Source organism: Oscillospiraceae bacterium (assembly GCA_015068525.1).
Taxonomy (GTDB): Bacteria; Bacillota; Clostridia; order UMGS1840; family HGM11507; genus SIG450.
Genome location: SVKJ01000018.1, coordinates 1 through 12,692, shown reverse-complemented (window position 1 = coordinate 12,692; position 12,692 = coordinate 1). Strand labels below are relative to the sequence as shown.

The 12,692-nt window shown below is 34.4% G+C and carries 8 protein-coding genes and 2 tRNA genes; 2 read left to right on the top strand and 8 right to left on the bottom strand.

Going from position 1 to position 12,692, the window contains the following annotated elements; genetic code table 11:
* Position 1: 1 nt before the first annotated feature.
* The 6 genes from E7419_06455 to hydF are packed head-to-tail and all read right to left on the bottom strand — an operon-like array spanning position 2 to position 9,591.
* Positions 2-1,456: a hypothetical protein gene (locus tag E7419_06455; GenBank protein ID MBE7014828.1), complete on the bottom strand. Its 1,455-nt coding sequence runs from the start codon at positions 1,454-1,456 to the stop codon at positions 2-4.
* Entirely contained in the window at positions 1,444-2,862 is a 1,419-nt protein-coding gene (locus E7419_06450) for a DUF3492 domain-containing protein (protein ID MBE7014827.1), read from the bottom strand. The genes E7419_06455 and E7419_06450 overlap by 13 nt, the downstream gene beginning before the upstream one ends.
* 2 nt (positions 2,863-2,864) lie before the next feature.
* Complete coding sequence (locus tag E7419_06445; GenBank protein MBE7014826.1) at positions 2,865-4,718, bottom strand: DUF2194 domain-containing protein; 1,854 nt, start codon at positions 4,716-4,718, stop codon at positions 2,865-2,867.
* Positions 4,706-5,590: a hypothetical protein gene (locus E7419_06440; protein MBE7014825.1), complete on the bottom strand. Its 885-nt coding sequence runs from the start codon at positions 5,588-5,590 to the stop codon at positions 4,706-4,708. Before E7419_06440 ends, E7419_06445 begins: the two co-directional genes overlap by 13 nt.
* 20 nt (positions 5,591-5,610) lie before the next feature.
* Positions 5,611-8,385: an HD domain-containing protein gene (locus E7419_06435; protein MBE7014824.1), complete on the bottom strand. Its 2,775-nt coding sequence runs from the start codon at positions 8,383-8,385 to the stop codon at positions 5,611-5,613.
* A gap of 15 nt (positions 8,386-8,400) precedes the next feature.
* Positions 8,401-9,591 (bottom strand): [FeFe] hydrogenase H-cluster maturation GTPase HydF, encoded by a 1,191-nt coding sequence (hydF, locus tag E7419_06430; GenBank protein ID MBE7014823.1) that lies wholly within the window; start codon positions 9,589-9,591, stop codon positions 8,401-8,403.
* 454 nt (positions 9,592-10,045) lie between these two features.
* Between hydF and E7419_06425 the strand changes: the two genes are divergently transcribed.
* Positions 10,046-10,132, top strand: a tRNA-Ser gene (locus tag E7419_06425).
* A 67-nt stretch (positions 10,133-10,199) separates the two neighbouring features.
* Positions 10,200-10,290 (top strand) — tRNA-Ser (locus tag E7419_06420).
* On the opposite strand, the gene E7419_06415 is transcribed toward E7419_06420, so the two are convergent.
* Together E7419_06415 and E7419_06410 are read right to left on the bottom strand one after the other, a co-directional pair.
* Positions 10,269-11,912 carry a recombinase family protein gene (locus E7419_06415; protein MBE7014822.1) on the bottom strand — a complete coding sequence of 548 codons (1,644 nt, stop codon included), beginning with the start codon at positions 11,910-11,912 and terminating at the stop codon, positions 10,269-10,271. The two genes, E7419_06420 and E7419_06415, sit on opposite strands and share 22 nt — an antisense overlap.
* 254 nt (positions 11,913-12,166) lie before the next feature.
* Positions 12,167-12,490, bottom strand: coding sequence for a hypothetical protein (locus tag E7419_06410; protein ID MBE7014821.1), 324 nt, complete (start codon positions 12,488-12,490; stop codon positions 12,167-12,169).
* Positions 12,491-12,692: the final 202 nt, after the last annotated feature.

The window sequence follows — 12,692 nt, the reverse complement described above, 5'->3', positions numbered from 1 at the left end:
ACTACTCTTCCCCCTCCAGTTTATTTTCCAAAAATGCACCCAACCTTGTAAACCTGCCGCTTTTATCTTCTTCGGTAAGCGGTTGAACTGCCAGTATATAATAAGGCAAACGTTTTGTAAAATAGTCAAGACGTATTATCCCTGTTATAACAAATAAAAGCGAAGCAATTAAAAATCCAAACCCATAATACACGGGCGGTAACAAAAGCGAAATCAATGTAAGAACAACCGAACCTGATGCAAAAATTCCGCTTACAACGAGTGCTCCTTTATAATCCGTAAAATATAAAAGTATAAGAAAAATCATATTTCCTATTGCATAAAGTCCGTATCCTACTGCTAAAATTCTGAAATATCCTCTCATCATTTCGTTAAATCCCAGAGGGAGTATATCAAATAAAAATCCTCCTGCGGCAATAAACCCTGCCGTACATAAAAGTTGCTTTAATGATGTGTAGAAAGTTTCGGTTTTTAAAACGTCAAGCATCTCTTTTTCCGCCTGAATAATATCGCCGATTGTTCCTTTATCATTATAAAGGCTGTAATGATTACGGTATTTAGGATAAAAATTAACCTCAACCGATACCACAAAATTAACAGTAGTTATAAGCGTTGTCATAAAAGCAATCAGTGCAGGAACATCATGCTCGGGCGCTCCGTAAAAAAGTCCGTGAACTCTTATACCTATATCACTTGCCCATATTATAACAAGATGCAAAAACATTCCTATATTTATAAACAGTCCGGAAAACGCCAGAGGACAAAATAAATCTATCCACTTAAAGAATGTAAATGCCGAAAGATTACTCTTGGGAAAATATCTGTGTAAAAGTATAATGTCCCATATAACCATAACACCGTATCCGACAGTTACCGAAAAAAGCAGACTCTCAATTACAGGTGCTTTAAATAAAACAAGTATCCATCCGACAATAAAAATCGTAAGTATTGAAACTAAATATGATGTAAAAATCCCTTTATAATCTTTTATTGCAGTTAAATAACTCATTGCATTCCAGGTTATTATCAGTTCGTTAAAAAATATGAATAAAAACATCCCCTGTAAAAGTGTAGCACCTGAAATAAGAAGAAATATCCCGTAAAGTATACTTCCAAGCGGCATCATTACAGAACACGAACCCCAGAAAGACGGCAAAATCGCCTTTTTATTTTCAGTATACAGCATATCTGCTATATAACGTGTCAGAGGAAGCGAGAAAAAAGATGTTGTAAGTATAGATGCTAAAAGTGTATATGTAATCATACATATAAGAAGTTCTCTTTTCATAGTAGCAATACCGCTTACAGTACATAAGAACATAAGCCCCAGCAAAAGAAGAACACCTAAAAGCATCGGTCCTGAACATATAACTGTGGCATATCCGAAAGCCTTTACAGATTGTAAAATTCCTTTTTTAGCAAAAAGTTTTTTAAGTTCAAAACCTATACCTGCCAATTTTCCTCTACCTCCTTATAAAGATTCTTATATTTTCCAAGCATTATCTCATATTTATAGTAAGTTTGAGCACGGAGTTTTCCTACTCTTCCTGCCTCTAATCTCAACTCTTTTGATTCAACAAATTTTTCCATCGCTTCTGCAAGTTTTTCCCTTTGCATAGGGGGAACCGTATAGCCTGCTATACCTAAATTATCGCCTATATCTCCCTCTAAAAGTTCTCTGCAACAGCCGACATCAGTAGTTACACATGGCCTTCCTGCAGCAAAAGATTCTAAGACTGATAAAGGCTGACCTTCCGATATACTTGTAAGTATGGTAAAATCAAGTTTTTTGAAATATTCTACCACATTAACACGTCCGGGCATTATTATCATATCTGAAAGTCCAAGTTGGGAAATCAGTGCATAACACTCCTCTGCATACTCTTTGTCGTCAATTCCTCCGAGTATATGTAAGCGTACATTTTTATGCCGTGTTGTCAGTTCGAAAAATGCATAAATCATTGTTTTTATATCTTTAATAGGAGCAAATCTTACAACTGCACCTATATCAACAATACCGTCATCTTGTTTTTGAGGTATATTGCAAAATCTTTCATAACTTATGCCATTTGCGATAACCTTGCATCTTTCCCTTTCACATCCCATATCTATCTGTGTTTCCATTGCTCTTGCAAAAAGGCTTGTAACACGAAATGCACGGGAATATATCAAATCGGAAAGCATATAGAAAAAGTCTATCCATTGCCCTTTAAATGCACGCTCAACCCATTTTGCACGGATAATTTCCTCTTCTCGCTCCCTTGTATATATACCATGTTCGGTAAGCAGAAGGGGCTTTTTATATATGTATGCCCCCATAGATGCCAAAAGTCCTCCGTAACCGGTTGAAATTGCATGGTATATATCTGCTTTCGGAACATAAGTTCCCAAAAGATACAAAACAGGAAGAAGTCTTGAACGGACTGAATGGAAAGCGTCGGAAAAAGCAATATACGGAAATTCCTTTTTCGTTATTTCAACTAAAGTTTCCAAAAAGAATTCACTTTTTAAATAACTCATAGGATTGATTTTTTTAACCTGATACATTTCAAATAATAAATCCCAGTCAGGACTTTTTGAAATCATCAGATTCTTTAGTGCTTCTTTTTGTTTTTTATTAAACTTATGAGTAAAAACACCACTGTCTTTCACTTTAAGAGCGTCATCTAAAAACACCTGATGCACTTCTGTAACATTTTTTGGAAGTTTATAAACAAATTTATCCTTATCCTCTGCTTTTGCGCCGATAACCCACAGGATAAATTCATGCTCAGGCATATTTTCAATATATTGATGCATCCAGGTAGACACACCGCCGTTAATATAAGGGTAACACCCTTCAAGTATCAGACAAATTCTCATTTTTACCTCTTAAAATCTATTATAACTTTTGAATCTTTAACACGAAGCAGATATAAATTTCCCGTTACCTTGGTAAGTTCTCCGCCTGTAACTTTTGAAAACTCATTTTCGTTAAACCTTATAAGACAGTATGCCTCGTCATAAAAATTATCTACCTTAAGTATCATCTTATCTTCATAAACTTCTTTATTTATATTAAGTGCAGCATATCTTTGTATCGCTGCTGACATTTCAGAACCCGTAAAATTACGTATTTTCGGTGCACTGTTATGTACCCATGAAAGATAATCGTCAAAACTACTTTTTAAACTTGCCCAGCCTTTTTCTGCACCACGCTCAGGGTCGAGCGCATCGTCAGGGTGTGTAAAATGACTGTTTGCATAATGAAAATTAAGTTCGGATATTACTGCAAGACTCATAAAATTGTCCATTTCACATCCCGATACTATACGAGGCTGAAGCACTCTGCCGTCATTTAGCACCTCAAATTCCTGAACACAGGTATAATCGCAATCGGAGTCAGGAAAATATATTCCCGATATTGTTTTAATATGAGGATATTCACTTAACAAGAAATTCTGTCCCTGATAAGATAAAATATTTGACGGAGGAACGTATATATTCATAGGAGTAGTGCCAAAAAGTTCATCACAAAAATCTATCAGTTCATCAAAAGCGCCTTTCATAGCACCTGTACTGTCCCACGTTTTATAATCATATTCGCCCCTGTAGTCACAGTCGGACAAGCAAAGAGGCTGATGATTATATCCATGATAGCCTATCTCCCCGCCCTGTCTTAAAAGCATATTACCGAAATTTAAAAATGTTCCTTTATCTGCATTTGACGGAGTTGTTCCGTCAACAACATCATCATAACATAAAATTGCAAGGCCTGTGTATTTCAAGTTATACTTATCCTGAAAATTCATCATATCGGGCCACCATATATTAACGTAAAAATCTCTTATAGAAGTACCGAAATCTCTTTTAATATATCGGTTATCGCCGCTTGGTATCTGGGACGGAAAATCATCAAGATAAAACACATTTCCATTTATAACAGGATACACGCAAACATCATCGCACAAACTGTAAGATGCAACAAAAAATCCTCTCATAACTTTTTCATACAGCCCGAAATTATCTACAACGAATTTGCCTTTCCCGTACTTCGTTTCCCATATTAAAGGAGTTTTTTTATCCCCCGAAGTATATGCATAAACTTTGGCTTTTTTCTCATCAAGTTGAACAGACCAGGCAGAATCGAAACCGTCATCTATATAAAAAGTTCTGCCTCCTCCTGCCATAAAATCTTTTTCTACAAAAATGCTTTCAACCTCTGTATTCTCATAGGAAGAATCTAAAATTCCAAGCCTTGTTTCAATTACAGTTGTATATACAGATTTAGATAAACTAACAGCAAAAAGTGTGCTTCCTCCGTCATAAACCCAATCGCATAAAGTGAACACGTTATCCTCGAAAACAGTTAAGTCCTCAGTAAGCACAACAGCAATTTTATAGTTGTTAAGGTCAGGAAACGGCTCAGACGATAAATCAATAAGTTCGTATCCTACCTTCATATCAGTAAAGATAACTTTAAATTCCTCTAACGCATTACTGCTTGAAGCACTTAAAGAATTATATAATAAAACTGTGTTTTTTTGCGAATTAATTTGTGCTTTTTCTTTTGTAACTATTTTTTCTTTCGGAAGATAATCAAGCACTCTTTTGGTATAATTTACTGAAATTCCGCTTCTTTCTATAAAAACAATAAGAGCAATTACTATGAATATAAGAACAATGGCTAAAATACCATTATATCGGAATTTTAAAAATCTTTCTTTTAATTTTTCCAAAATGCAATTTCCTCCTTTACTTTATAAGGAAGATATATATCCATATTTTCCGTTTCATCAATTAACTTATGGATTTTATCGCCTTTACCAAGTGTGGCAAAGTATTTGATCTTCAAAAGGAACAATTCTTCAAAAAACCCATACTTTTCCTCTAATTTATTTAAAACATCTCCTGCCTCAGTATAATTTTTAAGACTAAAGGCATTTTCAAAAAGACGTATATAATCCTCTTTCTCTTCTTTTATGCCAATTTTTTTCCTTATAAGGTCAGAAAAAAGATTTCTGTTTAAAACCTCAACCTGCCCTTGCATAAGGCCTTGTGTAAGGCAGTGCCATACAAAATCACTGTATTCCTTTAAAACATCGTAATCGTCAGGGTTTTTAGAATGTTTTCTCTCTAACTTTTGTAACATATAATCGTTTTCTTTTGAAATTTCAACCATAGCGGTTACTGCATAGTGAACAACCTCAGTATCATCATTGTTCCCTGCTTTTTTCAAAAATTCTATGTATTCTTTCGGATTATCATTCAGCACGTCCATTATTATTTCACGGCGTTCCTTATAAGAATTTACAATAAGTGCCTCCTCAATAGGAACTATTTCCTCGTCATCATCTTTATCTATCTCAACCGACTGATAAAGTACCGAATCAAGTTTCATTTTTTCTACACCAACATCTAAACGGGCATCTTGTTTCAAAAAACGTTCACTGTGGAGCAGTATAACTAATAAAAAGCCCCAGAAAGGAAGGCATAATACAACAAAGAACATATATTTATGCACTTTAAGAAATCTTAAATGAATTCCCAAAAAAGTTAACACGCAAAGAAGAATATGTATAACTAAAAGCAGTATATAAACATAAATCATAACATATTCCCCTTTCCAATCTAATCTTTAATAACTTCAATTTTAACATCTGTATCTGAAAAACGAGGCATCACATATTTTAAATCTTCCTCCCCTGCCTGAGAAAGAAGAAGCCCTATTTTACCGTTCCCCAAATCGCCCAAAATATCATTTGCTCTGATTTTTTTAATGATTATATCATTTATTTCCTTATATGAAAAACTTCCCATTTCAATTTCAAGATAACTGTAAACAAATACTTTTCTATCTGCCATTTTCTTAAAATTATCATAAGCCTTGTGAAATTCTTCTTTGTTTAAAATACTCGTTCCTTCAATATACTGATTTTCATATACTGCATTCGTATAGTCAAGCGCCCTGAGTAAAGACATTTCTGCCAAATCGCAAAGAATTTTAAATAAGTTTACATAATACAGAGTTCTCTGGTCAGGTTTAACATACCAAAGAAAAATTAAAAGTTGTAATTTATCCTGCTTGTATATCCCTGCTGCATACATCGGAAGTCCGGGAATAAGATTTGTGTTTTTCCATATTTCGTCTTTTTTTATTCTTTCTATTATAGGACTGAATGAATCTAAAGATATGGAACGGGACGCTTCCTCAATAATGTCACGGGAGGCTACCTCAAGCCTTCCGAAATAACTGTTATTACCAACTGAATATACGCAGATACTTTTATTTTCAAGTATTTCTTCAAAAGTGTCCATAATTTTTAAGAACAGTTCACGAGGTTCAACAGTATCCAAATTTCTTGTAACATCAAATATCTTACCAAAGCTGTCTTTAGAGGATATAATCTGTTTCTTTAAATCTCTTTTTTCCTCAAATATATCATTGTATAAATCTCTTGTAAATTCTAACTTTTCTTCTAAAAGATTATTCTCTTCCAAAAGAAATTTTATCCTGTCATCTTTTTTTAGTTTAACATAACCGCAAAGTGCCCCTACCAAGAAGAAATAAATAAAAGGCAGCCAGTTTGACGGCTCATAAAAAATAGTAAGCCATTTTGTACCTGATATAATTTTTGCCACAAGATATGAAAGCGAACTTAACCCTGCGGCTAAAAGCCCGAAATAAAGCCCGTGCACAGTTGCAATTATAACTGTAAACGCCATCCTGAAATCAACTATTGAAAAGAACAAGGAAGAATTTGTCGTATAATTTAATATTTCAGTAATTACAAAAAGTAAAATCAGTTCCGCAATTTTTACTATAAGAGAATGTTCGGTTAACCATTTTTTAAATTTATTAAATCTTCCCTCTGTTTTCCTATCCTTAACAACAAGATAATTTTCATACTCTTCAAAAATATCGTCTAAAACAGATATTTTTGAAAACCATCCGTATTCATTTCTTAACGCCCTGTTGTTAGTAGTTATATCCCCTAAAAAATATTCGCCTGTAAAATCAAAAGAAACATCAGGTTTTATCTTTTTAATTTGTTCTGCAAACTCTAAAAATGATATATGAAATTCTTCATTTACAGTAAGTGTGCCAACCCCCTCCTGCCAGTTATCCGTAAACCTTATAATCAAAGAAGAAAGGTCACTTAATGATAAGAAGAAAGTTCGCTCCGATGCTACAAAAGGAAGTACAACCTTTCCTTTTTCCATCTGTTCAAATACCTTATATAAGAAGTCATCACTGAGTTTTCCCGAATAAAGATAAGGAATTCTTACAATTTTTATATCCACATTAAAATGTTTAGTATAATATTCGCATAAATTTTCAGTTGCAACAGTCAATATTCCCTTATCTGTATCAGGTGTAAATCCACCGTCTAAAGAAGTAAAATACATTACTTTCGCACTTTTGTTATATTTTGCAATTAAATCTAAAATTTCTCTTAAATTGTTGGCGTCGCTTTGTTTTTTTGCATTAAATGTAAGTTCGTTTGATAAAAATATAATCATATCAAACTCGTATGCAGAAAAAATCGCTTCAAGAGGCGGATTATTACCCTTAAATACTCTGATGTTTTTAGAAACTGCAATATCAGTTTCTCCCACTATTAAAACATCGCTGTTTTCAAAGGTTTCATCAATAAATTTTTTTGTAAGATACCCTGTATTACCAATAATAAGAGTGTTTTTTACCATTAAAGTATCAGGGTCGGCAACAATTCTTCTTTTTTCTTTTATATTTTCTCTTATCTTCACAAGAACCTTGTCATTTACAACATTTAAAAGACATTCTACAAGTTTTTCATCAAAAAAACCGCACATACCGTTAGCAATCATTTCAATCGCAACGTCCTGAGAAAAAGCCTCTTTATAACTTCTTAAACTTGTAAGCGCATCATAAGCATCGGCAAGAGAAACAACCTGAGCAGAAATCGGTATTTCTTCACCTTTTTTCCCGTCAGGATACCCTGTCCCGTCACATCTTTCATGATGGTTTCTTGCAATTTCAAATGCATGTTTTAAAATTTCAGTATCTATATCAGAATTTGCATTTTTAATGAGTTCTTCGCCAAGAACCGTATGTTTTTTTATTATATCATACTCTACAGGAGAAAGTTTTCCCGGAAAATCAAGTATGCTTTTTGGAATTTTTACTTTCCCTATATCATGCAAAGAAGAAGCAATGGAAATATCATTTATTTGCTTTTCGGATAAATTATAACCTTTTTCTTTTAACTCTCTTAAAATAAGTTCTGTAAGCATTCTGACATAAAAAATGTGAAACCCGCTTTCCCCATTTAACTCTTCGGGAATATTATCTTCTGATATCTCAACTTTTTTTATCGAGTCCAATTCTTCATTTATAACAATCAGAGAATATAAATTTTCCATACAGTTCTCCTTTCTTTACAAATTTTTTAAAAATTCCTGCCTTTTATATGCACCTGTAAGATAGGAAAGTGCAACTCCGAAATTCGTAACAGGTATATTCTTTTCTTTGATTTTGCCGAGCCTTTTTCCCATCGCTTTTTTAGTAATCATACACCCTCCGCAGTGGATAATAAGACTGTAATCGGTAAGATTTTCGGGGAAATCCTGCCCTGATGTAAATTCAAATTCAAGATTAAGTCCTGTAACTTTTTTTAAAAGGTTTGGTATTTTTACCCTCGCTATATCTTCATGAGATGTGTTGTGAGTACATACCTCGCTTATTAGAATCTTGTCATTATTCTTTAGCCTTTCGATAAAAAGCGCTCCTTCATAAAGAGTTTTAAAATCCCCCTTCTGCCTTGCAAGAAGCATCGAAAAAGATGTAAGACGTATATTTTTCGGAACAATTTCATTAACATTTTTAAAGGCTTGAGAATCTGTTATTACCAAATCAACCTTCTTTAAATCCAAAAGCAGTTTTGAAAGATTTTCTTCGTTTGTTATATGGCAATATATGTTGTTATCAAGACAGTCCCTTATTGTCTGAACCTGTGGAAGAATAAGCCTTCCTTTTGGCGCTTCGCTGTCCGAAGGCACAACCAGTACCACATCGTCGCCTGCCTTACAAATTCCGTTAAGAAGCCCTTGTTCCTCTTCTTCTTTTTTAAGTTTCAAAATAAGATGTTCCTTTAGTTTGTCAATTGACACTTCATCAAAAGAAGAAACAAAAATCGCATCTTTAAATTCCTTCTTTGCATTTTCCTTTTCCTCGTCATTTAAAGTATCTTCTTTTGATATAACAATTGTATAAGGAGTATTATTCTTGCTAAGAGTTTCTTTAATTTTATCTAATGTTACTTTATTATATTTTTTAAAATCACATATAATGAGAGCATAATCAACTTCGGTTAAAACATCAAATGTTTTTTTATTCCTTAAATTTCCAAGTTCAGTAAAATCATTAGTCCCTGCAGTATCAACAAACACAACAGGACCAAAACCAATAAGTTCCATTGCTTTTTTAACAGGGTCAGTAGTCGTTCCCTCTTTGTCCGATACAACTGCTAAATCCTGATTTATGATTTTATTAAAAAGTTGGGATTTTCCTGAATTGGTATCCCCGAATATACCGATATGTTTTCTAAGAGAATTTGGAGTTTTGTTCATATTCATCTCCCTTTTTGTTACTATTTGATAGGCACTCGGGAGCCAAAACCCCTTATGCCTTAAATTTGTTAAATTTTAATCTTTTCAACTTGGCGTCCTCGTAAGGCGACAGCCTGACTTCGTCCTTCGCATTAAAAATCTTAGAAATTTTCCTACGTTTAAGGTCGAAGAGTTTAAAATTTAGAAATTTTGTTTAAGTCAAAGAAATTTCAAGGATGATACTTACGTATATCCGCAGGAATTTCTGCAGTATTAAGCGAAATTTCTAATTTTAAACCATAAGGTGTTCGACTCCCGAGTGCCTTATAATAATCCATTCTACACATAATTTTATCATACAAAAAATTTTTTTACAACAATATACGCTAAAAATATACAAATAATTTATTAAAATAAAAAGAAAAAATATATTGACAAGAGGAATTTTTTTTGTTATAATAGGTTGTACTGATATGGAGAGGTGTCCGAGTGGTTTAAGGAGCTGGTCTTGAAAACCAGTGACACGAAAGTGCCAAGAGTTCGAATCTCTTCCTCTCTGCCAGAATATTAACTAGGCAGGTTTAAAAAACCTGCCTAAACAATTTCATACGAAATTATTTTCGGTTTATGGAGAAGTACTCAAGAGGCCGAAGAGGCGCCCCTGCTAAGGGTGTAGGTCGGGAAACCGGCGCGAGGGTTCAAATCCCTCCTTCTCCGCCACATCTGGGCGTAACGTTTGTTACGCCCAGATTATTTTTTTGCTCGTTTTCGACCAACTCTTCTTTTGTCGGCGGATCGAAATTATAGTCTTTCGTTTTGGCAAAGGTGAATTTGATTTGTATGTACTCATCGTATATGATAACTCTGTCTACCAATGACTCAATCAGTTGTTTGGTGTTAGATAGAGTTTTGTTTTTTAGCATCTTTTGTGCATGCCATAAGGTGTACTCAATATCACTTTGTGATACAGGCGAGGTTTTTTGTGTCTGTTCCAGCTTTCTAAGTTCGCTTTGCAGGTTCGCCTTTTCTTCTTCCATTTTTTCTAACTTTTCAAACAAGGCTTCTGTACGCCTTTTAATCATCATGGTTATTAGATACTCTATGTCACCCTCAAGACTTTTAATTTTCTTCTCCAAGGCTGTCTTTTTGCCGTTTAACTCATCATTACACTTTTCTTTAAACCCATTGTAATATTCTGTAAGCTTTTCCAACAGTGTATCATCAAACACATTTTCCGCTATTTTATCGAGTACAATTTTTTCAAGAACATCCCGATGCAAATCTCTTGCATCGCAACCGTTTTTACCTTTTCGCTTTTTTAGATTGCAAACATACTTTATCAATACATTAGACCGTCTTTTATCCGCTCGTCTGTCACCTATATAGGGACTACCACATTTCCCACAGAAGATTTTACCTGAAAGTAAGTATTCTTCAATATGCTTATACCCATGGAATTTCTTTTTATTCGTGGCGAGTTTTTGTTGGATATATAAGAAATCGTCTTTACTCACAATCGGCGGGACTCCGTTCTCAATCTTAATCCATTCCTCCTCTGGCTTATAGGCATGTCCATTTCTTGTTCCGTCAGCACTTTTCTCTGCCGACTTATTATAAACATAGGTTCCCATATACTTTTCATTGGAAAGTATCGACACAAAGGAATTGGTCGAGAAGGTATTTCCTTTTTTAGTACGATAACCTTTTGCATTCAGTTCATTGGCAATTTGTAAATATCCGTAGCCTTCAATATATCTTTGAAATATAAGCCTTACTACCTCTGCTTCATGTTCGTTAATCACGAGTAATTTACTCTCTGGATCCACATCATAGCCAAGGGGCGGTTGTCCGCCTGTGTGCTTACACTTGTAGGCATTTTCTTTTTTGCCTTTCTCAACCTCTCTTGCAAGGTTAAGTGAGTAATACTCCGCCATCGCATCAAGCACCGATTCGGTAATGATACTCTCCGGAGTATCAAAATCCAACTGTTCGGTCACACTGAACAGCGATACACCATACTTTTTTAGTTCCATCTTATATCCCAGACTGTCAATGCGGTTTCGCGCAAACCTGTCCAGCTTGTGCACAAGCACAAGCTGGAATTCTCTTTTATGGGCATCAGCTATCATTCGTTGAAATTCCGGTCTTTTATCTGTCGTCGCAGATTTTGCCCTATCTGCATATTCTCTGAGGATAACGATGCCGTTACGCTCTGCAAATTCTTTTGTTGCTCTCATTTGAGCATCAATGCTTTCCTCCCTTTGCAGTTCGGAACTAAATCTAGCATAAATCACTGCCTTTACAACACCGTATTTCGCCCTTAATTTCTCAATAAGATTCATTCACATTCACCCTTTCTCTATAATAAATTGATTTGTGTGAAATTTGCGGTAAATATTTTGTTGCCTCAAAATGTTTATACAGTTCTTCAATGCTCTGTATTACTAATTTAATCGGCACACCGCTAAAAAGGTTATGTTTACCATATTCCACTACTATTTTCATAGGATCACTCCAATCATACCATAATTATCTTATAAGTCTATTCATCAATATCAACAAAAGATTTCTGGTGTTTTTTACAACCATCCTGTCCTTATACAAATATTCCTACAAATGATAGGAGCCACCAGAGTGTTACAATGACAGCAGGTGCACATAGGATAATCGCTCCCGATATTTGAAACACTCTCAGCAAAATCTGTTTCATGTGTTTGTCTGCCGATGTATAAATGTTATCCTCAATTTTATAAACTGATGATTTTACATCTCTTATGGTTTCGTCGATTTTGCTTCTCTTTTCGGAGGCAAGGTTGTCAACCTTGCCTTCAATAACTGCTAATCTGCCGAGTATTTCATCAAGCGTATCAGATTTCTTTTTCTGATTAAGTTGCTTGCTTTCTCTGATATCTATACTCATTAGTCATATCTCCTTTCTTCATTCCATAATTTCACTGATGGAATTTTCTTGGCTTCTTCGACAGCGTGTGCATACACACCATCTATGTATTCCTGAGGCCACTCATATTCATTTGCCAATAGCATAAATAATTGTGTTACTGATACAATATCCTTGAACTGCAATTTTGCAATTCTGTCGCCAAGTCTGTTAATCATTCCTT